At 71.1% G+C, this 23,567-nt stretch carries 17 protein-coding genes; 3 read left to right on the forward strand and 14 right to left on the reverse strand.

Translation table 11 applies throughout. The features are described 5' to 3' along the window. Nucleotide 1: 1 nt before the first annotated feature. From SSP24_RS28625 to SSP24_RS28655, 7 genes are all read right to left on the reverse strand, one after another. A complete protein-coding gene (locus SSP24_RS28625; RefSeq protein ID WP_229865127.1) occupies nucleotides 2–1,114 on the reverse strand; it encodes a cytochrome P450 family protein in 1,113 nt (370 codons plus the stop codon). 220 nt (nucleotides 1,115–1,334) lie between these two features. Continuing rightward, complete coding sequence (locus SSP24_RS28630) at nucleotides 1,335–2,774, reverse strand: flavin monoamine oxidase family protein (protein ID WP_167529735.1); 1,440 nt, start codon at nucleotides 2,772–2,774, stop codon at nucleotides 1,335–1,337. A gap of 38 nt (nucleotides 2,775–2,812) precedes the next feature. Continuing rightward, a complete protein-coding gene (locus SSP24_RS28635; protein ID WP_141312604.1) occupies nucleotides 2,813–3,712 on the reverse strand; it encodes an NAD(P)-dependent oxidoreductase in 900 nt (299 codons plus the stop codon). Nucleotides 3,713–3,809: 97 nt separating this feature from the next. Further along, nucleotides 3,810–4,988 carry an acyl-CoA dehydrogenase family protein gene (locus tag SSP24_RS28640; RefSeq protein WP_218037111.1) on the reverse strand — a complete coding sequence of 393 codons (1,179 nt, stop codon included), beginning with the start codon at nucleotides 4,986–4,988 and terminating at the stop codon, nucleotides 3,810–3,812. A gap of 201 nt (nucleotides 4,989–5,189) precedes the next feature. After that, nucleotides 5,190–6,035 (reverse strand): AfsR/SARP family transcriptional regulator, encoded by an 846-nt coding sequence (locus SSP24_RS28645; RefSeq protein WP_141312605.1) that lies wholly within the window; start codon nucleotides 6,033–6,035, stop codon nucleotides 5,190–5,192. A 151-nt stretch (nucleotides 6,036–6,186) separates the two neighbouring features. Beyond that, on the reverse strand, nucleotides 6,187–7,305 hold the full coding sequence (locus tag SSP24_RS28650; RefSeq protein WP_229865120.1) for an IS701 family transposase: 1,119 nt from the start codon (nucleotides 7,303–7,305) through the stop codon (nucleotides 6,187–6,189). A 329-nt stretch (nucleotides 7,306–7,634) separates the two neighbouring features. Next, on the reverse strand, nucleotides 7,635–8,276 hold the full coding sequence (locus tag SSP24_RS28655) for a ScbR family autoregulator-binding transcription factor (RefSeq protein WP_308439630.1): 642 nt from the start codon (nucleotides 8,274–8,276) through the stop codon (nucleotides 7,635–7,637). Between the two features lie 118 nt (nucleotides 8,277–8,394). On the opposite strand from SSP24_RS28655, the gene SSP24_RS28660 reads away from it, so the two are divergent. Further along, nucleotides 8,395–9,306: a ScbA/BarX family gamma-butyrolactone biosynthesis protein gene (locus SSP24_RS28660; RefSeq protein ID WP_229865106.1), complete on the forward strand. Its 912-nt coding sequence runs from the start codon at nucleotides 8,395–8,397 to the stop codon at nucleotides 9,304–9,306. A gap of 100 nt (nucleotides 9,307–9,406) precedes the next feature. On the opposite strand, the gene SSP24_RS28665 is transcribed toward SSP24_RS28660, so the two are convergent. From SSP24_RS28665 to SSP24_RS28695, 7 genes are all read right to left on the reverse strand, one after another. Further along, complete coding sequence (locus SSP24_RS28665) at nucleotides 9,407–10,171, reverse strand: SDR family NAD(P)-dependent oxidoreductase (protein WP_141312607.1); 765 nt, start codon at nucleotides 10,169–10,171, stop codon at nucleotides 9,407–9,409. Then, nucleotides 10,168–10,638 carry a hypothetical protein gene (locus tag SSP24_RS28670; protein WP_141312608.1) on the reverse strand — a complete coding sequence of 157 codons (471 nt, stop codon included), beginning with the start codon at nucleotides 10,636–10,638 and terminating at the stop codon, nucleotides 10,168–10,170. The genes SSP24_RS28665 and SSP24_RS28670 overlap by 4 nt, the downstream gene beginning before the upstream one ends. Beyond that, complete coding sequence (locus SSP24_RS28675) at nucleotides 10,635–11,171, reverse strand: flavin reductase family protein (protein WP_141312609.1); 537 nt, start codon at nucleotides 11,169–11,171, stop codon at nucleotides 10,635–10,637. Before SSP24_RS28675 ends, SSP24_RS28670 begins: the two co-directional genes overlap by 4 nt. Before the next feature lie 207 nt (nucleotides 11,172–11,378). Then, a complete protein-coding gene (locus SSP24_RS28680) occupies nucleotides 11,379–13,643 on the reverse strand; it encodes an ATP-binding protein (RefSeq protein WP_167529736.1) in 2,265 nt (754 codons plus the stop codon). Nucleotides 13,644–13,856: 213 nt separating this feature from the next. Beyond that, nucleotides 13,857–15,446, reverse strand: a complete 1,590-nt coding sequence (locus SSP24_RS28685) for an aspartate aminotransferase family protein (RefSeq protein WP_141312611.1) — start codon at nucleotides 15,444–15,446, stop codon at nucleotides 13,857–13,859. 184 nt (nucleotides 15,447–15,630) lie between these two features. Continuing rightward, nucleotides 15,631–17,202: an aspartate aminotransferase family protein gene (locus SSP24_RS28690; RefSeq protein ID WP_218037112.1), complete on the reverse strand. Its 1,572-nt coding sequence runs from the start codon at nucleotides 17,200–17,202 to the stop codon at nucleotides 15,631–15,633. Between the two features lie 246 nt (nucleotides 17,203–17,448). Beyond that, on the reverse strand, nucleotides 17,449–20,724 hold the full coding sequence (locus tag SSP24_RS28695) for an AfsR/SARP family transcriptional regulator (protein ID WP_141312612.1): 3,276 nt from the start codon (nucleotides 20,722–20,724) through the stop codon (nucleotides 17,449–17,451). Nucleotides 20,725–20,876: 152 nt separating this feature from the next. Between SSP24_RS28695 and SSP24_RS28700 the strand changes: the two genes are divergently transcribed. Both SSP24_RS28700 and SSP24_RS28705 read left to right on the forward strand, forming a co-directional pair. Beyond that, nucleotides 20,877–21,464 (forward strand): NADPH-dependent FMN reductase, encoded by a 588-nt coding sequence (locus SSP24_RS28700; protein WP_141312613.1) that lies wholly within the window; start codon nucleotides 20,877–20,879, stop codon nucleotides 21,462–21,464. Between the two features lie 91 nt (nucleotides 21,465–21,555). Then, nucleotides 21,556–23,142, forward strand: coding sequence for an MFS transporter (locus SSP24_RS28705; RefSeq protein ID WP_141312614.1), 1,587 nt, complete (start codon nucleotides 21,556–21,558; stop codon nucleotides 23,140–23,142). Nucleotides 23,143–23,567: the final 425 nt, after the last annotated feature.

The following is a 23,567-nucleotide window of genomic DNA, read 5'->3' on the forward strand; positions in this document are numbered from 1 at the left end:
GTCAGGCCTGCTTGAGGAGGACGGGGAGCGTGCGGTGCCCGTTGGACACGAACGACTCCAGGGGCTGGAGCCGGTCCGTCGTGACGGCCAGGCTGATGCCGGGAAAACGCGCGAAGAGCATGGGCAGGGCGAGCGAGGCCTCCAGCCGGGCGAGCGGTGCGCCGACGCAGCGGTGCACCCCGTAGCCGAAGGAGATGTGGTCCTGTCGGGTGGGCCGGGATATGTCGAAAGCGTCGGCGTCGGCGCCGTGGACGGCCGGGTCACGGCCGATGGCGCTGTAGGAGATGATCAGGGCGTCGCCCTTGGCGATCGTCACCTGGCCGGCCTCGATGTCCTCGACGGCGAAGCGCATCGGCAGGTTGGCGATCGGTGCCTCGTGTCGCAACGCCTCGTCGATCGCGTCGTCCCAGGAGGCGTCGCCGTTCTCGATGAGGCGCAGCTGCTCGGGGTGCGTGAGCAGGGAATGAATGGCCTGGTCGAGCAGGTTGACCGTGGTCTCGTGGCCCGCGCCGATCATCAGCAGGACCATGTCGACGAGTTCGACCTCGTCGAGTCCGGCGGACTCCTCGTCGTCGCGCGCGGCGATGAGTGCGCTCACCAGGTCGTCGCCCGGCGTGCGGCGTTTGTGTGCGATGAGCGCGGTCATCAGGCCGTGCAGCTCTTCCCCGGTGGCCTGCACTTCCTCCAGGGTGGCGGAGGTGCGGAACATGTCGGCGACGACCCGGAAGAGGTCCGCGCGCATGTCGTGGGGGATGCCGAGGAGTTCGCAGATGACCCGGATCGCCAGGGGGTAGGCGAAGTCACCGCGGATGTCCACGGGGTGGCCGGGTGTCGTGGCGGCGATGTCGTCGAGCAGGTCGGCCACGAGCGTCTGGACCGTGGGGCGCAGGGCGGCGGTGCGGCGGGCGGTGAACGCCTTGGCGACCAGTTTGCGCAGCCTGCGATGGTCGCCGCCGTAGGCGTTGATCATGCTTCGTTCGGCCACCCAGGAGGCGAGCGGCCAACTGCGGGCGAGTTCGCCTTCGCCGTTCTCCCAGGCGGGCCAGTGCAGATACGCGTCCTTGGAGACCCGGTCGTCGGTCAGCAGGCTCCTGGCCAGGGCGTCGTCGGTCACGACCCAGGCGGTCACTCCACCGGGCAGTTCCGCCTGTGCGACGGGTCCTCGTGCCCGCAGCCGGGCGCCCTCGGCGTGGATGTCGCTGCCGCTGGGGTCGATAGGAAGGGGATCGGTACGAGAGGGATCGGTACGAGAGGGATCGGTATGAGGGGGATCGGTACGAAGGGGTGCTGATTGCTCGGTCATCGGTTCTCCGGCACAGTCGCGGGGCGGATGTTCACCGGTCGAGGACCTGGCCCGCTGCGCGCAGGCCGGACTCGATGGCGCCGTCGACCCAGCCGCTCCACCCGAGGGCGATGTCGCTGGTGGCGAAGGAGAGACGGCCGACGGGGCGCTGGACGGCCCGCAGCGGACCCGTGAGCTGGCCGGGCCGCTTGTACGTCCAGCCGCCGCGGGCGTAGGGGTCGTTGCCCCAGTCGTGGCCCTTGACGGCGAGGACCTCGACGTCGGGCACCCAGCGCCGCAGCGAGGCCTGGATCTGCGCCCGGTCGGTCACCTTGAGTGCGGGGTCGGTGCTGAAGGCGAAGGCGAGGTGGCCCTCGGTGAGCCGCTGGGTGGGAACGATGTCGGCGATCCCCGGGTCGCCTTCCGCTCCGGAGGCGTAGAACAGGCCCTTCTCGGTGCGGAGATGGAGCCAGAGCTTCTTGGCCTGCGGGACGGCGACGGTCTGCTCGGCGAGGCCGCGGTGCTCCGCGGGCAGTCCGGGGGCGAAGGTGATGCGGTTCCACACGTTGACCGGTACGGCGACCACGGCGAAGGGGGCGTGGAAGACCGCGCCGCTCCTGGTGGTGACGCGGACGTGGCTGCCGCGGTCCTCGACTCTGGAGACGGGCGCGTTCAGGCGCAGGTCCGCGTCCGCGTCTTCCAGCATGGCCTGGATGAACGCGGCCGTGCCGTGCACGAGGCGGGAGGAGGTGCCGCTGGAGAACGTGTCGAAGTTCCAGTCGGACAGCGCCCACCACTGGGCCATCTGGGTCAGCGAGCCGCGGGCGGAGTCGCCGCCGGAGAGGCCGCCGAGATAGCCGGTGAGCCATTTCCGGTCCACCGGAGTGGGGTTCATCGCGTCGATCCGCTCGATCAGGGTCATCCGGTCGAGCGGGCGCACCAGGTCCTCACGGGCGAACGGGTCGAGAGGGCGCGGAAAGTACTGCTGGGAGCCGTCGAAGACCGGGGCGACGAGCTCGGCGAGCCGGCCGAAGCCCTCGGCGGGGGTGTAGGCGCGGGATCCCTGCTCGGCGGGGAAGTAGGCCACGTCCGGGGCCTCGTCGGTGGTGCGCTGCAGGCCGTAGTGCAGCAGTTCCTTCCAGGCGTGCGGATGCCCCTCGTCGAACCAGGCGCCGCCCATTTCGACCCGCTCGCCGGCGAAGTCGGCGGTGTAGGTGCGGCCGCCGATACGGCGCTGGGCCTCCAGGATCAGCGGCCGCAGCCCGTTGCGGCGCAGTTCGCGGGCGGCGGCGACGCCGGCGAAACCGGCGCCGATGACGATGACGTCGTGGCCGCCGCCGGCGTCCGCGGACTCCGCGGCGGCGGCGTGGCTCACGCCGGTCGCGCCGAGCAGTGCGGTCAGGCTCGCGGCCTTGAGTACGGTACGTCGTCCGGTTCCGCGGGCTGCGGCCTCGGGTATCGCAGGGTCACCGGGACGGGTGTCGGGGCTCACGGTGTCTCCTTGAAGGTTCGGGTACGGGCGGGCGCGGCTCACGCCGATGGATTGCGCAGTTCCTCGATGAGGCTCGACAGGCTGTCGGAGCCGTGGCCGCGCGCGACCCGGCGTTCGATGAGGGCCTGGACGGGAAGCAGCAGCTCCGGGCTGACCCCCTGGGAGCGGGAGGCGCTCACCAGGTGGGCGATGGCTTCCCTGTTGACGTTGAGCGTGGAGATCTCGGTGGCGTACTCCTTGCGGTCCACCTCTTGCGCCAGCCGGGGCAGGTAGGGCACGGCCACGTGGTTGAGCCAGGCGGTGGCGTACGGCAGGAACGCCTCGGCGGTGACACCTTCGGTGCCGACGAGTGCCAGGGCATGGATGTTGCCGGCGACGGTCGACCAGAGGATGCCGAGCAGGGCGGAGTCGTAGATCGAGGGAAGCCCGGTGTCCTCGCCGAGGTAGGTGGTCGCGCCGCCCAGGGCGCGCAGGGTCTGCTCGTGCGCGGAGTAGGCGCCGGACGAGCCGCCGTAGAAGATGAGCGCCTGAGGCTGTCCGACCAGCGGCGGGATCGCCATGATGGCACCGTCGAGGTAGTCGATGCCGTGCCGCTGCGCCCAGGCGGCCGTGGTGCGGGCCTCTTCGGGGGTGCTCGACGTCAGGTTGACGAGGACGCGGCCCTTGAGGTTCTCGGCCTCGGGTTCGAGGACCTGGTGCACCGCTTCGGCGTTGGACAGGCAGACGACCACGAGAGGGCCGGCCGAGACGGCCCGGCCGACGGTGTCGGCGCCGGTGGCGCCCTGGGCGGTGAGCGGCTCGGTCTTGCCGGGCGACCGGTTCCACACGGTGGTCGGGTGGCCCTGGGAGAGGAAGGCGTGGGCCAAGGCCGTGCCCATCATGCCCAGACCGATCACGGTGACAGGTGTGCTGGTGGTCGAGGCGGGGTGGGTGCTCATACTGGGAAGTCCTCCGGCACAGCCGTGCGGCGGCGGCTGTGCGTGGTCGATACGACGGTTCCTGGAGTGCCGTGCGAGCGGCCGGACCTGGGCGGTCCTACAGCAGTGGCGTGTCGGGGTCGAGGCCGAGCAGGACGCGCCCGTGCAGTTCGAGGTTGGTGCTCAGCAGCAGGAAGCCGTGCAGGGAGAAGCCCTCGACGTCCCGGAAGAAGCGCTGCAGGGGGACGCTGCGCTGGATGACCGAGGCCCCGCTGGTCCGGTAGAGGATCTCGACGGCCTCCTTGGCGAGCTGTATGGCGTAGGCGCCCTGGCCGCGGATGGTGGCCTTCTCCTCCGTGGTGGGCTGCTCGCCGGCGTCGGCGCGGTCCTGGAGGACCTTCAGCCACACCGCTTCGAGGGCCTGCGCGGCCGCGATCTTGTTGGCGGCCTCGGCCACCTTGATCTGGGTCAGCGGGTGTTCGGCCTGGTTCTCCCAGGAGGTGTAGGCGATGGCCCGGCCGGGGATCCGCTCGAGGAACAGTTCCAGCGCGCCCTGGGCGGTGCCGAGGAAGGTCGCGACGGTCTCCGCCATCACGAAGGCGAACAGTCCGTAGTTGCGGCCGTTGGCGCCGGTGTTGCTGCGGTCCGGTGTGGCGTTGAAGATCGCTTCGCCGAAGTCGACGACGCGGTGCGCCGGTACGAACACGTCCTTCGCGGTGCTGGTCGAGCTGCCGGTGGCGGACGCCGCGGAGGTGTGCCAGTCGTCGGCGATGGTGAACTCCGACATCGGCACGATGGCGATGACTTCGGCGTGCGTGCCGTCGGGGTTCTCCAGGATGGTGGCCGCGATGTTCCAGTCTGCGCCGCGGCAGCCGGTGTTGAAGCGCCAGCTGCCGTTGAGGACGTAACCGCCTTCGGTCGGTGTGAGCGTGCCGGTCGGCGTGAAGCCGCCGGAGACGCGTACCGAGGGCTGAGCGAAGATCTCCTCCTGGGCGCGGTCGGGGAACAGGGTCGCCAGCCAGGTGCTGGACACCCAGACCGACGCGACCCATCCCGTCGACGGGCAGCCGCGCGCGATCTCCGCCAGGATCTTCGTCTGCTCGGCGACCGGCAGGTCGAGCCCGCCGAAGCGGCCGGGCGTGGCGATGCGGAACACTCCGGCCTTCTCCAGAAGGTCGATGTTCTCCTGCGGGATCCAGCGCTCTTCCTCGGCCTGCCGGCCGTTCTCGCGGAGCCTTGGAACGATGTCCTGGACGGCGTGCACGACGGAGTTGGCGTCGATGGCTGCGGTGGTCACCACGTCTCCTTGTCCTGGGATGGCTTGGGGGGTCGCGATACGGGCGCCGCAGAGGCCGGCCGCACATGCGCCGTCCCGCGCCCTCGCGTCTCGGTGACGGCTTCCGCGTCGCCGGAGTGGGGATACGAGCACGCTAACGGGGCCTGCCGAACCGCCCGCGCATCGCGCGGTAACGGCCCGCCCATTGCCGTGGGTTCGGCCTCAGCCCGCGATGGCGGTGGCGGGCACCGCGGTGCTCAGGGCCCACGGGCGGTGGTCGATGCGCAGGCGCAGGGGCAGCAGCTGTTCGGGGCCGGCGGCGCTGAGGATCTGCGCCTGGAGACGCTGGAGTTCCGCCGAGGGCGCGAGGCCCAGTTCGCGCTTCAGGATGCGGTAGAGGTTCTGGTACGCCTGCAGGGCCTCGGCCCGGCGGCCGGAGCGGTGCAGCGCGGTGATGAGCTGGCCGTGGAACCATTCGTGCAGCGGGTGGCTGTTGACCAGCGACCGCAGTTCGGGGAGGAACTCCCGGTGCCGTCCGAGCCGGAGTTCGGTCTCCGCACGCAGTTCGAGGGCATGGATCTTCAGTTCTTCCAGCCGCGCCGCCTGACCGATGAGCACGTCGCCGGTGGGGAAATTGCTGAGCACCGGGCCACGCCACAGGGACAGGGCCTGCTTCAGATCACCGGCCGCCCGCTGCGGGTCGCCCTCGGCGAGATCCCCTTGGGCGCGCTGCACCAACCGCTCGAAGCGGCAGACGTCCACCTCGTCGTCCTCGACGTCGATGCGGTAGCCGGGCGCCTGGGTGGCGAGCAACTGGCGTTCGGCCGCGGTCACTTGCATGTCGGTGAGCATGCGCCGTGCGTGGTAGATGTGCGTCTGCAGGGTCCGGGTGGCGCCGGCGGGGGCGTCCTCGCCCCACAGCTCCCTGATGAGGGTGCCGGTCGCCACCGCCTCGCGGGGCTGCAGCGCCAGCACGGTCAGGAGCCGGCAGAGTTTCGGCGCGTTGGGGGCGAAGGTCCGGCCGTCGTCGGTGGTTATCTCGAAAGGGCCTAGCAGGCTGATCTGCACTACGAACACTCCTCGTTCCGGGCCGTTCCGCGGCTCGTGTGGGGGCTTCGGCGCGAATACCACGACCCTAGGAACCAGACATGGGTAAGGCGCTGTGATGGCACCGAGAGTGTCAACTTACCGGACAGTAATAAGGTTTCTGTGTCCGATGTCATAGACCGACGGCGGTCCGCATCGGCCAGGCGGCGATGCAGTGGGCGACCGACGCCAGGGTGACGTGCCGGTGCCACCCCGGGAAGGAGCGCCCGGCGAAGTCCCTCATGCCCACGCCCTCCGAGATGGTGTCGAAGTCCCGCGCCACGACGTCCGGCAGCCGGGTGAGAGCGAGAACGGGGGCGAGCGAGACGGCCGGGGAGCCCGTCAGCCAGAGCCGGCCGCCGGAACGCCCGTCCCTGGGCCACTCGCCCACCAGCAGCAGCTTCGTGTCCCCGTGCGACGACGGCCGGCGCGGCCCGACGACAGGGATGGCCGCGGCCAGAGTCGGACCGTCACCCGGATCCACCGCCCGCCACAGCCGGGTCAGGTTCGTCGCGAGTTCGCCCGCGGTGCGCTCCCGCCCCCCGTACATGGGCAGCTTCCGGGTGTCCAGGCGCAGGTGCTCGTCCGGGTCGACGCGCACGAGGAAGGGCAGGCCGAGGGAACCGAGATGACGGGCCAGCCCCACGGCGTCGGCGAGTTGTGCGTCCACCACCACGGGGACGCGGGGGACCTCACCGGCGGCCACGGTGTCGGCCACCACTCCGCGGACGCACTCGTCGAGGGTGCTCGCGGCGGCCCCCGACGGGATGCTGGACCGCTGACGTAGCGGCGTGCGCATCCAGCGTTCGGAGAGCACCAGACGCCAGCCGACCGGAAGGGCGCAGCGGCTGGAGGCCAGCCATGCGCCGACGGCCTGCTGGCCGCTGACGGCCTGGCCCAGCTGCGGCAGATAGTGCTCGTCGACACCTATCGTGTGACTACCGGCCTTGGGGATCATGGTCGGCCTGATCACCCATGCCTGCGGGTCGAAGGCCTCGTGCACACACCGGGCGAGCGCGTGGCGCACCGGCATCCAGTCCCACGACGACTCGGTGATGAAGTGATGGACGCTCTGCCGCGCCGCGGCGCCCTCGAACTGTGCGGCGACATTGCGCAGGGTCTTGCGTCCCGGCAGGACGAGCAGGCCGCAGACGTACTGCTGGGCCTTGTGACGCTGCTCCCTGCGGCGCAGGGAGGCGAACAGCAGTGCGGCGAACTCGTCGCAGAATCGCTGGGACGACGGAGGCGTCAACACACCCCCGTCGCATGTTCGTTGAGACAGTGTTCCGTCCATCCATCCCCCTGTTGTGGACGGCGGCCGCAGCGCTGCGGCCGCACTTCCGGTCTCCTGCCGGCCTCCCGCCGTTCATCGCAAAGCGGCCGGTCATCCGGTTCCCGTGCACCTCCACCCCAGGCCGCGACTCAGCCTCTGGTCAGGCAAAACGTGGCCACCATAGGGCGGTTCGGCAGGGAACTCGTCGAACCGGACCCTGCGCCACCGGGTAAAGAGATCCAAAAGAACCGGACGCACAGCATCTTAGGCAAAGGGCGGATCGGGTCCACCCTGAATTCGCCGATGTGCTACTCGACCTCGGAGTGCGCCGTCTGCAGAAGGCGTTCGGCCCGGTAGGGGGAGGTGTCCAGCCTCGCCAGCACTCCGCTGGAGGCGATGTTGGGCAGGATCAGCGCGAACAGGCTGGAGATCTCCTCGGACAGGGTCCGCTCCGGCAGCACCTCCGTGACCAGCTGCACGCCGGTCCAGGCACCCACGAGCAGCCGCGCGATCTCGTCGGGATCCACATGGGGCAGCAACTCCCCTTTGTCCCGGGCCTCGACGAGCAGGCCGTGCCCCACTTCGATCCAGTCCGGCCAGCGGGTGCCGAACAGGCGGCGCGACACCGGGTCGACCGACAGCCTTATCGAGGCACGCAGGATGGGCTCACGCGGCACACGGTGGGCGAGGAGCAGGGCGATGTCCACCCACTCCTGCAACTTGAAGGCCTGGGGGCGCACTCCTTCCAGAGTGACGGCCTCGTCGAGCACCGCGCGTGCCAGCTGCTCCTTGGTGGTGAAGTGGAAGTACAGGCCGCCCCGGGTGACATCGATGCGCGCCAGCAGCGCGCCGATGGTGGTCGCCTCGTAACCCACCTCGTTGAACAGCTCGGAGGCCGCATCCAGGATCGCCCTGCGTGTACGGACCGCGCGTTCCTGCTTCGCCAACATGCCCTCCAGGCCAAATTTTTACCAGTACTTGAAGTACATTTGTTCGTGACCGAAAACCGGCCGGAAGGCCGGTACTTTACAGGAAAACAAATGCTTCGCGCATGGACCTGGGGGAACCTTGCACAAGTGCTGTGAACAGCGTCAGCCTGCCCTGGAGTGGACGGAACGCATACGCGCCTACACCCACCTGCGGCACGACTCATCGGTGCTCATCACCGGCTGGAACCGGATCCCCGACCGCCGCTTCCACCTGACCGCCCGCTGGCCGGCGTCCCACGAGAAGTGGCCGTACGACCCTCGGCTGCTGACACAGACCATCAGGCAGAGCGGGTTGATCGTGGGGCACGCCGAACGGGGGGTCCCGCTCACCCATCCCACCCTGCTGCACCATCTCAACTTCACCATCGCGCCGGGTTTCCGCGTGCCGCCCGGCGACAGCCCGGAGCTGGACATCGAAGTCGTCGTGACGGACGGGCCGGGTGCCAGGCCCACGCGCAACAGCCTGGCCGTCGACATCAGCATCGCCCACCAGGGCGAGACCGTGGTCCGTGCGGACTCGGTCTTCGGCTGGGTGTCACCGGCCGCCTACCGGCGGCTGCGCGGGGATCACCTCTCCGTCGACTGGGGCCAGTGGCCCGTACCGCAGCCCGTCGAGCCGGCCACGGTCGGGCGGCCCACCGTGGACGAAGTGGTCCTCGCCGCCACGGACGAGCCGCTGCGCTGGCAGTTGCGCTACGACGTCGACAACCGGCTGCTCTTCGATCACCCGGTGGACCACGTGCCCGGGCTGGCACTCCTGGAGGGCGCCCAGCAGGCCGCCCACGCCGCGCTGGCACCGGCGAGCTTCGAGCCCACCGGGGTCGCGGTCACCTACCAGCAGTACGTCGAGTTCCACCAGCCGTGCTGGATCGTGGCCGAGCCGAAGCCTGCACGTGGGCACAGGCCCCTTCGAGAACTCGCCGTCGCCGTGTCGGGCGTTCAGGAGGGCAGGCCCGCCTTCCAGGCCGAGTTCCACGGCCTGGCGGGATAGCAGGCGCGCCAAGCGGGCCGGGCCCGGGCGGTGGAACACCTGCCCGGGCCCGGCCCGCGGGCTGTCATGTCACGTCATTGGTGCACGTCATTGGTGCACGTCATTGATTGACGAACCCACCGTCCACCGGCACCACGGCGCCGGTGAGGAACGGGCAGCGGTCGCTCAGCAGCCACGCCGCGGTCTCGGCGATCTCCTCGGGAGCCGCCGACCGACCCTGCGGTGTAAGGGAGTTGACGAGGTCTTCGAGGCCGGGATTCCTGGCGAACCAGTCCGCGGTGATCTCGCTGCGGGTGGTTCCGGGAGCGATGGCGTTCACCCGGATGCCCTGCCGGGCGTACTCATCGGCGGCAGCTCGTGTGAAGCCGACGACCGCGTGCTTGGAGGCGATGTACGGCGCGGCGGCGGGGATGGCCACGAGCCCCGCGACGCTGCTGTTGTTGACGATGCTCCCCCCTCCCCCCGCCAGCATCGCCGCTATCTCGGGGCGCAGGCAGTTCCACACACCGCGCACGTTGATGTCCATGACGGAGTCGTACACATCGTCCTGCATGAGGTGCAGGGGCGTGCGGTCGCCGCCGATTCCGGCGTTGTTGAAAGCGCAATCGAGTCGTCCGTACTCGGAGACGGCGAATTCCACGGCCTGAGCCGCCTGTTCGGCGACGGCCACGTCACTGACGACATAGGCCGCCCGCTGCCCCGCGCGGCGCAGTTCGTCAACAAGCTCGGCCAATCGGTCCTTTCTGCGTGCGGCGAGGACCACGATGGCGCCTTCGCGGGCGAACACGCGCGCGGCGGCGGCGCCGATTCCACTGCTGGCCCCCGTGATGAGGACGACTTTGTCCAAAAGAAGCTGACTGGTCATGGGTACACCGAATCATGGAGCGGGGATTCTCGCACCGCCCGCCCCAACGCCCGTACCAGGGCGGCCGGTTCACGGGTCGCCCAGTAGGGGTTTCCGGGCTCCATGAGCAGCAGCGCGGCACATTCCAGGAGCACCGTGGAGACCACCGCCTCGTGCCGGGCGGACAGCGCCGGCCGCGGCGGAGGCGGGCGGCGGTCCGCCTGCGTGCCGGGCACGAGGGCGCTCGCCAGGATGTGCCGGGCTCGGCGCAGCAGGGCGGCGCGCAGGAACAGGTCGTCGCGTTCCGGCCGGCCGAGCGCGGCGGGCAGGCAGTCCTCGAAGCGCCTGAGCACCGCGGCGGCGAACGGGGCACGCAAGATGTCCTCGTCCGCGGGCCTGCGGGGCATCGTGCGCACCACCGACCTGTTCAGGCCCTCGTTGAGGGCGTCGACGAACCAGCGCGCGATGACGGTTTCGGGGACGCTCATGACGGCTCGGCGGGTCCGGTTCCCTGGAACGCCCCGTCGAAGAAGAGCAAGCCGGGGCCGGCGGGACTCCTCCTCGCGTTGATCACGTTCCCGAGGAATATCGAGTGGTCACCGGAGTCGTGCAGCTCGGTCATCTCGCACTCCAGCCAGGCAAGTGCCCCGTGCAGCAAGGGCGCCTGGGTGAGCCGCCCCGGTTCCCAGTCGAATCGGCGGAACTGTTCCGCTCCCAAAGGGCGGCTCTTGTCCGCGAAATGGCGTGCCAGGCTTTCCTGTCCCGCGCCGAGGACCGAGACCGCGAATCGCTTCTGCGCCAGCAGTGCCTTGTGCATCACGGCGCTGTGTGCGACGCAGCACAATACGGTGGGCGGGTCGAGGGACACGGAGGTGAAGGCGTTGGCGGTCATTCCGTGGATGTCTTCGCCGCCCACACTCAGCACGATGACACCGGTAGCGAAGCGCGCCATCGATTCCCGCAAGGATGACGGCGTCATCGGGATTCGGTTGGCAGTCTGGTCAGGGGATACAGAAATCATGCCGAACCCTTCAGGAGACTGATGCTGAGAACATAGGGCGGGCAAATCCCTCACCACTCATTTGCGGGTAACCCACCACCCAGCGGTCCTGACAGCGTTCACCGGCCCAGGGGCACATAGGCGCCCCGCGCCGGACGGGCGGACACGCGGTCCGTGTCGCTCGTCCGGCGCGGGGTGATGTCGGTCCCTCCGCTCCCGGCGTTGTGCTCAGACCGCTCGGCCTCCGCTGATGCTTGGCATTCGTTCGGGTGCGGCGGAGCGGAGGAACTCCGCCAGCAGGCCGCCGGTGGTGGTCTCCTCGGTGCGGCCCAGGGTGACGATGGTCGCCTGGCTCTTGCCGCCGCCCCAGGAGGGCCGACGCAGCAGCAGTTCGGGGCCTGCGGAGGCGACCACGAAGAGAGGAACGGGACCGGCAGACTCGGCGAGATTCTCGACGATGTCCAGGACGCCGGTGTCCGCCCTGTGCAGGTCGTCGATGCACAGCACGACCGGCCGGTGCTGTGCCACCTCCTGGAAGAAGTCGCGCCATGCGGCCAGGGTCTTGGACACCGGCACACCGGCGGAGGCGGCGTCGTCCTGCGGGCCCAGGAGCGGTTCCAGGCACGACAGGATCCAGCGCGCCCGCCGGCCGGAGGGGAACAGGAAGCGCACCTGGTCGGTCAGCGCGGACCGAACCGACTGCGGGTCGTCACCGGGCCGGATGCCGCAGTGGGCGGCCAGGATCTGCGCCTGGGCCTTCAGGGGATGTTCGGTGGGCGTCGCGGGGGTGGCGCCCGCCAGGACCGTACCCCTGCCCGCACGGGCGTCGAGACGCCGTCCGAACTCACGGAGCAGGTGGCTCTTTCCGGCTCCGGACTCGCCCAGCACCGTCACCATGTGGGGAATCGCCCGGTCCCGGCTGCGCTTGACCAGCCCGCACAGGAGATCGAGTTCGTACCCGGTGTCCGGCTCCTGGCCGACCTCCCGCAGCGTCGTCCTGCGGCCGACCGCGAACCATTCGGAGGGCCGGGCCTGCCCACGGCGATAGGCGACGGTGTTCTCGGTCGCACGACGCACCGCGTCGCTGGCCAGCACCTGGCCGGCCGGCACATCGGCCAGGAGGGACCGCGACTCGTCCAGCACCGCGCCCACGGCCGCGGGCGCGTCCCCCTTGCCGGAGTACCTCAGCAGCACCTCGCCCGTCATGACCGCGGCATGCACCGACAGCGGCACCGCGCCGGGCCCCGAACCGCCGGACCCATCGAGCGCGTCACGGATCGCCAGCGCCGCCAGCACGGCCTGATCCGCGCCACCGTCGCCCGGGCCGTCGAGACCGAACAGCGCCTGCGAGACGGACCCCATCGAGGCCGTCACCATGCCGCCGTGCCGCTCCACCTGCTCCCTGACCACGGTGGCGGCGGCATCCATGAGGTCGTCCACGCCGCCGGACCCGTCACCGAGGGAGGGAGGCAGCTGGGTGCGCACCGACATGACGCCGACCGGACGGCGCTGCATGGCCGTGTCCTGCACGTCCTGCACCACGACGTCCTCGCGGGCCGGCGCCCGGGTTTCGGCCCGCACGGGTGCGCGTCCGGTCTCCACGAGTGACAGCCCGGTGCGCACCGGACCCGTGTGCACCGTCTCCTCGTCGGCCTTCGGCGCCGGCACCGTCAGGTCGCGTACCGTCTCCGCCCGGGGCGGTGCCGCGACGACCGGGCCCGCGTCCAGGGACAGCAGGGGGTCCTGCGTCAGGATCGCCCGCTGCAGCTGCTGGAGTCCGTGGCCGGGCTCCAGCCCCAGGTTCTCGATCAGCAGCGACCGCACCCGGCTGAAGACGCTGAGCGCGTCCGCCTGGCGGCCACAGCGGTACAGCGCCAGCATCAGCTGGCCGCAGGACCGTTCCCGCAGCGGCTCGGCCGCCACCATGGTCTCCAGCTCCGCGAGGACGGCGTGGTGGCGGCCGCAGTCCAGCTGGGCGTCGAAGTAGTCCTCCATCACGTCCAGTCGGGTGTTCTGCAGTGAGGCCAGTTCCGGCCACTCGATCCCGGCCTCCACCAGATCCGCGAGCGCGGAGCCGCGCCACAGGTCCAGCGCGTCGCGCAGCAGCACGGCCGCCTCCGCCGGGGCGCCCTGCGCACGCTTCTCGCGGCCCTGGGCGACCCACTGGTGGAACAGGTGCAGGTCCACCTGCTCGGGTGCCACGCGCATCATGTAGCCGGGCGGCCGGGTCAGCAGCGTCGCGGCACCGGAGGCGCTGTCCGGTGAGGAGAAGAGGACACCGCGCAGCCCGTACACCGCGTTCTGCAGGATCTTGCGGGCGGTCGTCGGCGCGTTGTCGTCGGGCCACAAGGCGTTCAGCAGCCAGCTCGTGGGCACGACCCGGTTGGCCTGGAGCAGCAGGAAGCCGAGCGTGCCTCGCTGCTTGGTGCCTCTCAGCTCCACCGGTGTGCCGTCGCGGATGACCTCCAGTGGTCCCAGTACTCGAAACTGCATGTCTCCCCCATCCGAACGCATTGACGGCCCGGCGGCACAGGCACGGCGCATGGTGCGAACGCCCCACCTCATGCCTGCCAGGTTGCAGCCCTCATGCTGCGCCGCCGCGGTCCAAGCGCACACAAAGCTGAAACAAAGCGGGCCGGGCACGTCGTCGCCCGCGCTTGCGCCGCCGGTTCGCCCCGGGTACGGACGGGGCCCGGCGACCGGCCGTCACGCGCCCACGAAGCGCCCCTCGTCCTGGTCGCGCAGGACGGAGCAGACGTCCCTGAGGGCCGCTTCCAGCTGGGAGATCTCGTCGTCGGTCAGTGCGACGGACGGCTCCAGGCGCAGCGTGTTGGCGGCGCTGCCGGTCGGGAAGAGGCGGACGGCGTGCCTGCGCAGCAGGTAACCGGCCACGGCGTAGCCGAGGAAGCCCGAGCGGGCGAAGTCCCGGACGGCGCCCGCGGTGGACCCCGACTGGTCCTGGAACTCCACGCCCAGCATCAGACCCGCGCCGCGCACGTCCTTCAGTACGTCGGGAAAGTCGGCCCGCACCGTCTCCAGCATCGTTCGCAGGCTCCTGCCCCGCTCCGCGACCACGCGGTACAGCCGGCCTCCGTCGGCCTCCAGAAGCTCCAGCACCTTGAGCGCGACAAGGCTGGAGAAGCCGTCCTTGGCGAAGGTCGAACTGTGCACCAGCTCGAACTCCCGGCGGTAGCGGGACTCCCGGATCAGCACGACGGAGGTCTTGGCGACGCCGCCGCCGAGGCTCTTGGCGAGGGTGTAGTAGTCACCCCGCAGCCCGATGAGCGAGCTCGCGAGGAAGGCGCCCGAGCGTCCCATGCCGCTCTGGATCTCGTCGACCACGACAGGGCAGCCGATCGCGTCGCAGGCGCTTCTGACCGCCTCGGCGAACTCCCGGGTGACCATGTTGATGCCGCCCTCTCCCTGAATGGGTTCCAGGACGAAGGCGCAGAAGACCGGGAACTCCCGCTCGACCACGGTGACCGCGCCGTCCGTGACAGCCAGGTCGAGCAGCACGCGCCGCTCGGCGTCGATGGTCTTCCGGATGGCCTCCGGTTGGTCGAGGGGGACGAAGCGGGCCTGTGCGGCCAGTGCCTTGAAGGGCGTACGGAACGCCTCGTTGTGGGTGAGCTGCACACTGCCCACGAGCTTGCCGTGGAACGCGCCCTCGGGCGCGAGGAACAGTGGCGGCGTGGACAGCCGTTCTGCGTTCCATCGCTCGACGTGGGCGATCAGCTCCTCCAGGTCCTGGACCGGATCACCGGAGGGGCCTGCCTCGTCGAGCCGCGCGTAGGCGCTGTCCGCCGGTACGGCGAGGCCGCCCTGCACCAGGGAACGCGCCTGCGTGACGTGAGCGTCGATCTGCTCGCTGAGCGCCGCCAGCTTGAGGGAGCGGTCGAACTCGGCGTGCTTGACCGCCGCCTCGACCGCCTCCGCGCCGCTGTTGGCGAAGATCGCGAAGTACCGCTCGTCGTCGCCCAGTTCGCGGCGCAGTACGGAGTTGAGCGCGGACGCCAGCCGGTCCGCGTGCGCGGCCCGCGAGAACTGGGCGTGGATCGGGAGCTGCGAGCGGAGCAGGTCCTGGGCGTAGGTCACGATCTCGGGGTGGTTGTGCCCGAGGATCAGGGATCCGAAGCCGCCCACGAAATCGAGCACGGGGGCCTCGCGCTGTTGCTCGTCGAGGCGGTACAGGGTGTTGCCCTCCGCCCGGACGTACTCGACGTCGAGCCCGACGGCGGCCAGCACCTCGGCGAGGTGGGGTTCGGCGAGACCGGCGTCGGAGGATATGGCGTTCATGTCGACTCCCTCGGAATCCCGGGACGTTGGCGCCCCGGCTGTGCGGATGCGGTGCGGCCCGGCACGGTGGGCTCGGTACGGCGCACAACGCACGTGGGGCACGGCCGTCCGTCGCCGTCCGGCCCGTGCCCCACTTGCCCGGCCCGCCTGCTGTGCCGGCCCGTGATGCTTGTCGCGTCGCCCGTCAGACGACGGCGAACCCGTTCTCGTCCTGGCGCCGCAGGATCTCGCACACCGCCCTCAGAGCCGTGTCCAGCTGTGCGATGTCCTCGTCGCCGAGGTGGATGGACGGCTCGAACCGGAAGGTGTGCAGGGCGCTCGCGGTGGTGAACGTACGGATGTTGTGCTTGCGCAGGAGGTAACCGGCGACGGCGAATCCGATGACGCCGTGCTGGGTCTGCTCGCGAATGACCTCGGACGCGGCCTCCGACTGGTCGTGGAACTCCAGCCCCAGCATCAGGCCCCGGCCGCGCACGTCCTTGACGACGTCGGGGAAGTCGGCGCGGACCGCTTCGAGCATGGCCTTCAGCTTGTCGCCGCGCTCCACGGCGGCCCGGTACGCCTGCCCGCCGTCCGCCTCCAGCATCTCGATCACCTTGAGGGCGATGAGGGAGGAGAAGCTGTCCTTGCCGAAGGTCGAGCTGTGGATGAGCTCGAAGTCCTGGCGGTAGCGGCCCTCCCGGACCAGCACCACACCGGTCTTGGCGATGCCGCCGGCCAGGCTCTTGGCCAGGATGATGTAGTCGCCGCGCAGGCCGATGTGCGAGGCGGCGAAGAAGGCACCGGAGCGGCCCGTGCCGCACTGGATCTCGTCGGAGACGACCGGACAGCCCAGTTCGGCGCACACCTGCTCGATCACCTGGGCGAACTCCCGGCTGAGCGGCCGGATTCCGGCCTCGCCCCGGATCGGCTCCAGGAAGAAGGCACCGAAGACGGGGAAGTCACGCTCGACGACACGGACCGTGCCGTCCTCGACGACGACATCGAGCACCGGGACCCGCTCGTCGCTGACGATCTTGGCGAGGGCGTCGGGCTGGTCGGCGGGGACGAACCGCGCCTGCGCGGACAGCGCCTTGAACGGGGTGCGGAACATTTCGTTGTAGGTGAGCTGGATGCTGCTCGCCAGCTTCCCGTGGAACGACCCCTCGATGGTGAGGAAGAGGGGCGGTGTGGCGGCGGCCGCCTCGTTGCGGCGCCGGACCTCCGCGATCAGGTCCTCGAACCGGGTGCTCCCCGCGACACCGACCTGGTCGTAGGCCTCCGGGGAGACCTGCGCGGTGCCCTCGGTCACAGCGGCCCGGGCGGCGCTGATGTGGTCCTCGATGCCGCCGAGGAGTTCCTGTGCGCGCTGTAGTCGGTCGAACTCCGCGTGCTTGATGGCGATTTCGACGGCCTCGGCCCCGGAGTTGCCGAAGAGGGCGTAGTAGGGCTCGTCCGTGCCCAGCTCCCGCTGGATGATCTTGTTGAGTGCGGCGGCGAGGTCGTTGGTGTGCGAGTGCCGCGCCAGCTGGGTGTGCACCGGGATCTTCGCGTCCAGGATCTGCTTGGCACGCTCGGCGATCTCGGAGTTGTTGTGGCCGAGCATCAGGGACCCGAAGCCGCACGCGAAGTCCACGACCCGGTGCTCGCGTCCCTCCTCGTCGGTGTAGTGGAGCGCGTTGCCCTCGGAACGGGTGTACTCGACGTCGAGTCCGAACTGAGCCAGCATGGTGCGCACATTGGCGTCGGCGAGCACGGGCGCGGCGACTGCATTCATTTCGTCCCCAGTTTCCTTCTCGATGGTGCGTCAGTGGACCAGTCGGCTGCCGGGACGGATCCGGCCCCGGACAACGGGCCGTGCTCGCCGCCCGTGCCGTGGCGGCTCCGGGCGCGCGGGCCCGGCCGTGGCGGCTGTCCACACGAGCGAGTGGGAGATCCCGGAGCCTCTGGCGAGGCTAGGGGCGGCCCCTCATCAGCCGGTCACTGAGCAGTCTGCGGGGCGGCGGGGGACGTACGGCACAGCTCAGGCGGGGTATTCGGACACGGCCTGTTCGGGCGTCAGCCCGCTGCCGCGCCGGTACGCGGTCCGGTAGGCGGCCTCGTCGAGGTGCTCGCGTACCGTCTGCGTGATCCGGTCGACATCGCCGCGTTCGGCGGCGGGCAGCGGCATGCCCACGGAGTCCCTGGCCGCGTGTGCGGCGCCGAGCAGCACGGCGGCGTGGACGTGGCGCCCGGCGAGGGCGTGGGCGCCGGCCAGTCCCTCCAGGGCCAGCGCCATGGCCCGGGCGTCTCCCGTGTTGCGCGCCGCCGCCCACCCCTCCAGGTGCAGGCGCAGGGCCTGGTCGGCGTCACCGCGCTGTTCGGCGATGAAACCGAGTTCGGCCAGCACGAGGGCACGGCCGGGTTCGAAGGACATCATGGACTGCCACCGCAGTACGTGGCGCATGTGGGCCTCGGCGGTGTCGAGCTGTCCCGCGCGGCGGGCGCCGAGACCGATTCCGACCTCGGCGTGGATCTCTCCGGGCTTGTAGCTGTGCTCGGCGGCGAGGCGCATCGCCCGCTGATGGAACTCCCGTGCCCTGGCGTGGTCCCCGGTGAGCATGGCGGTGCTGCCCAGGCTCGTCAGCCGGTCCGCCGCGTCCGGCCACAGCCCGAGGTCCTCGGCCATGCGCAGCCCGTCCTGGTGGAGCTGTGCCGCCCGGTCGTAGTCACCGGCCATCTCGGCCAGCGCGGCAAGCGGCTCGATGGTCTGCAACTGGCCCCAGCCGTCGGCGAGTTCGGCGAAGAGTCGCGCGCTGTGCCGCCCGTCGTGCGCGAGTCGGGTGAGGTCGCCGCGCACATGTGCCTGGTTCGCCCGTACGCTCAGCGCCGCGGCGGTTCCCCAGGTGTCGCCGAGGGCCTGGAAGGCGTCCAGCGCCTGGTCGATGAGTTCCTCGCTGGCGGCCTGGTCGCCGACGCCGAACAGGGCGAAGCCGAGGAACCACTGTGCTCTGGCCCGCTTCCGACGGTCCGTCACCTTCCGGGACAGCTCCGCCGCGACACGGCTGTCCGGCGTCCGCTCGGTGCCGTCGCCGACGAGGACGGCGAACCCGGCCCGCCACACCTGGGCCTGCGCGCGCAGCGACGCCACGGCCTCCTGGTTCCCGTCGGCACCGGTGCGCGCCGCCGCGCCGAGCGCCGCCTCCAGCGAGCGGCCGGCCTCCCGGAGCCTGCCGCGCAGGAACCAGTACCAGGACAGCGCGTTGACCAGTCTCAGGGCGTCCTCGGCGGCACCGCGGCGGACCGCGTCGTCGAGCGCCCGGCGGAGATTGGCGGCCTCCGCGTCCAGGGCGCGGAGCCGGCGCCGCTGGTCGGGGCCGTGCAACAACGGTGCGGCGTGCTCGGCCAGTTCGGTGTAGTACCCGCGGTGGCGGCGGCGTACGTCCTCGCTCTCGCCCGCCTCGTCCAGGCGGGCGAGAGCGTAGTCAGCTACGGACTCCAGGAGCCGGTAGCGGGGTTCGTCACCGCTGTCGGCCATCACGACCAGCGAGCGGGCGACCAGGCGGTCTAGCAGGTCGAGAACGTCGTCGGGTGCCACCCCGGCCGCGGCGCAGACGGCCTCGGCCGCTTCCAGGGTGCAGCCTTCGACATGGACGGCGAGGCTGCGCAGCACGGCCCGCTCGGGCTCGGTCAGCAGGTCCCAGCTCCAGTCGATCATGGCCCGGAGCGTCTGCTGACGGGGCGGGGCGCCCCGGTAGCCGGTGGCCAGGAGCCGGAAGCGGTCGTCGAGTCGGGTGATCAGCCCTCGTACCCCCAGGGTGCGGACCCGGGTGGCCGCCAGTTCGAGCGCCAAGGGAATCCCGTCGAGCCGGCGGCAGATCACGGCCACGTCGCGGGCGTTGCCGGCGTCGAGCGTGAAGCCGGGTGCCGCGGCCGCGGCCCTGGCGACGAACAGTTCCACGGCGCTGGAACGTGCCACCTCGTCGAGTCCCGGCTCGCGGGCCGGGTCGGGCACCTCCAGCGGGGGCACTGCCCAGACCACCTCGCCGAGGACCCCGAACGGTTCCTGGCTGGTGGCCAGGATGCGCAGACCGGGGGAACGCTTCAGCAGCAGCGCCGCCAGTTCGGCGACCGCGTCGACGATGTGCTCGCAGTTGTCGAGGAGCAGCAGCAGCCGCTTGCCGCTGAGCGCCTCGGCGAGGCGCTCAGCCGGTGCGGAGAGTCCGCTCGTGCCGCCGGACGCGGGCCCCGCCTCCTCCCGGATGCCGAGCGCCGCCATGACGGCCTCCGCCACCGGGTCGACCGCGTTGGCGCTGCTGGTACGGCCCAGTGCGGCGAGCTCGACCAGCCAGGCGCCGTCGGGGAAGTCGGCGGCGAGCCGGCCCGCCGTCTCCAGCGCGAGCCTGGTCTTGCCGACGCCGCCGGAGCCGGTCAGCGTCACGTGCCGTGCGCCGGCCAGCAAACGCCTCACCTCGGCCACCGCGCCCTCGCGGCCGACCAGCTCCGTCAGGGGAGCGGGCAGATTCGTGGCGGGGCGCCGCGGCGGTGACGGGACTGCGGCGGGGGCGCTGAGCCCGGCGTCCTGTTCCAGCATCGCCTGGTGCAGGGCGGTGAGTTCGGGACCGGGGTCCAGGCCCAGCTCGTCGGCGAGCCTGGTCCGCACGTCCTGATATGCGGCCAGTGCCTCGCCGACCCGGCCTGCGGCGTAGAGCGCGCGCATCTGCAGGGCGCGCAGCCGCTCGCGCAGCGGGTGGCGCACGACGAGCTCGTGCAGCTCCCCCGCCACCTCCAGGTGTTCGCCCAGGTCGATCCGGGCCTCGGCGAGCGCTTCGAGGGCGGCGAGGCGGGCCTCGTCGAGGCGGGTGATGACAGGCCGGGCGAAGGCGGCGTCCTCGAAGCCGGAGAACGCCGCGCCCCGCCACAGCGCCAGGCCCTCGGACAGGAGGGCCGCGCGGGCACGGGAGCCGTCGGCGGCCCGGGCGCGCGCCGTCAGGGCCGCGAACCGGTCCATGTCGACGCTCTCGGGTTCCACCCGCAGCAGATAGCCGTCGTCGCGCAGGGTCAGCAGCTCCCGGCTGCCCGGTTCCGCGTCCTCGAACACCTTGCGCAGCTGCCAGACCTTGGTCTGCAGGGCGGCGGAGGGATTGCCCGGGAGCTCCCCCTCACCCCACACCTCGTCGACGAGCCGGTCCGCGGACGCCGGGCGTCCCTCGTGGGAGAGCAGGGCGGCCAGCAGCGTTCGGGTCTTGAGGCCGGGCACGGTGACCGGGCTGCCGTCCGCCGCCCACACGGCCAGTGGCCCCAGCACTCCGAATCGCATGGGCGCCACGTTAACGCAGCGCCGCGAAGGGCCGGGAGCGAGCCGGGGAGCGGGTCGAGAGCGGATCGTGAGCGGCTCGTGAGTGCGCCGCCGCAGGCTGGGACACGTCCACGATCGTCGGCTGCACGGCCGGCCCGGCGCAGGAGCATCCGATGTCCGACAACAGCCGTCTGCGGTTGGCGATCATCATCGGCAGTACGCGCCGGGGTCGCTTCGGTCCGACGGTGGCCCGGTGGTTCAGCGGCCAGGCCCGTCGGCGCAAGGACCTCGACGTCGATCTGATCGACCTGGCCGAGGCCAAGCTGCCCGACACACTCGGCGACGAGTGCGAGGAACTGCCCGCGCCAGTCGCGGCGCTGGCGCCGCGGCTGGCGGCGGCGGACGCGTTCGTGGTGGTGACCCCGGAGTACAACCGGAGCTTTCCCGCCCCGCTCAAGACCGCCATCGACTGGTACCTGGACGAGTGGAAGGCCAAACCGGTGGCGTTCCTCTCCTACGGCGGGCCGTCCGGCGGGCTGTATGCCGCCGAGCAGTTGCGCAGCGCCTTCACCGAGGTGCAGGCGGTCGCGATCCGCGACGGCATCAGCATCCCCAACTACTGGGACGAGTTCGACGCCGACGGCCACTGGCCCAGGACGTCCGCGCGTTTCACGGCCTCCGTCAAGGAGACGCTCGATCAGCTCACCTGGTGGGCGCGGATGCTGCACAACGCCCGGTCCACGCGTCCGTACGACTCCTGATCCCCGGGGCGCCGTCGGCGGCGCCCCACCCCCGTCCCCCTGCGCCGGACCACCAGGGCGCAGAAGATTCACGAACCTTGGAGGGTTCCCCATGACGACACAGACTCCGGCCGCCGCGGACCTGAGGGCCGGGCCCCGGGAGTGGCTCGGGCTGTTCGTGCTCACGCTCCCCACGATCCTGCTGGCTCTCGACGCGACCGTGCTGAACCTGGCGGTCCCGCACATCAGCGCGGACCTGAAGCCCACCAGCACGGAACTGCTGTGGATGGTCGACATCTACGGCTTCATGATTGCCGGTTTCCTGGTGACGATGGGCACGCTGGGTGACCGGATCGGCCGGCGCAGGCTGCTGATGATCGGGGCACTGGGCTTCGGCCTCGCCTCGGTTCTGGCCGCCAAGTCCACCAGTGCGGAGATGCTGATCGTGGCCCGCGCGCTGCTCGGCATCACCGGCGCCACGCTGATGCCCTCGACGCTGGCCCTGATCAGCAACATGTTCAAGGACCCCAGGCAGCGCGGCGTGGCCATCAGCGTGTGGGTGACCTGCTTCTCCGTCGGTATCGCCGTCGGTCCGGTCCTGGGTGGCGCGTTCCTGGAGTGGTTCTGGTGGGGCTCGGTGTTCCTGCTTGCCGTGCCGGTGATGGTGGTGCTGCTGGTGGCCACGCCCCTGCTGATCCCCGAGTACAAGGACGACGAGGCGGGGCGTCTGGACCTGGCCAGCGTGGCGCTGTCCCTGCTGACGGTGCTGCCGGCGATCTACGGGATCAAGCGTGCGGCCGAGCACGGCCTGGACGCCCAGGCTGTGGTGACACTCCTGGCCGGTGTGGTCTTCGGCGTGGTGTTCGTGCTGCGTCAGCGCAAGCTGGCCGATCCGCTGATGGACCTGCGGCTGTTCAGCAACCGGGCGTTCACCACCGCGCTGCTGGTGCTGCTGCTCGGCCTCGGTCTGATGGGTGGGCTGTATCTGTTCATCACGCAGTACCTCCAGCTGGTGGAGGGCCTGTCGCCGATCACGGCGGGGCTGTGGCTGCTGCCCGCGGCCGGGGCGCTGATCGTGGCCTCGTCGCTGACTCCCGCGATCGCCGCCAGGGTGCGGCCCGGGTACGTCGTCGGCGGCGCGCTGTTCCTCTCGGTGCTGGGGTACGTCCTGATCAGCGTGGTCGACAGCACCGACGGGCTGCCGCTGCTGGTGACCGGGTTCGTCCTCATCTACACCGGCATCAGCCCGATGATGGTGCTCGGGACGGACCTGGTCGTCGGCTCGGCGCCGCCGGAGAAGGCCGGTTCGGCCGCGGCGATGTCGGAGACGGCCATGGAGTTCGGCATCGCGCTCGGCATCGCCGGCCTGGGCAGTGTCGTCACCGCCGTGTACCGGGACGAGATCGGTGACGCTCTGCCCCAGGACGTCCCGGAGTCGGTCGCGAGCACGGTCCGCGACACGCTGGCCGGTGCGGACGCCGTGTCCGACTCGGTGGGCGCCCAGGTCCTGGAGCAGGCCCGGGAGGCGTTCACCAACGGGCTGAACCTCGCGAGCGCCACCGCGGGTGTGATCGTGGCGGTGATGGCCGTCGCCGCGATCGTGCTGCTACGGCACATCCCGGCGGGCGGCGCCGAGGAGGAGGCCCCCGAGGAGGCACCCCAGGCAACGGAACCGGCCCCCGCGGGCGACAGCCGCTGAGGCGCGACGCACAGGAACGGTGCGGGGGCGGCCCGGTCGACTCGATCGACCGGGCCGCCCCCGCGTGTGCGCAACCCACCCCCACGATCGGCCCGCGAACCACACGGTCGGCGCACGGACCTCGCGACGGCACGGGCACGCGGGCGTGCTACGAGGCGAGCCGCACAGCCACCCGCGCGGGACGTGGCGTACCACGAGCCACGCACCCACCCGTGCAGCCCAACGACGCCGTACGCCCGCCGCCCTGCGAAGCCGTCGGCACATCGACCGCGCCGCCCCCCGCATGCGCACGCCCCCACCGCACGGGCAGCGCGACAGCGCAGGCACACGGCCGGCCACAAGCCGCACAGCCACGCGCGCAGCCCAACGACGCCATACGCCCGCCGCCCTGCGCAGCCCCTGGGCACATCGACCGCGCCCCCCCC

This window comes from Streptomyces spinoverrucosus (assembly GCF_006539505.1).
Taxonomy (GTDB): Bacteria; Actinomycetota; Actinomycetes; order Streptomycetales; family Streptomycetaceae; genus Streptomyces; species Streptomyces spinoverrucosus.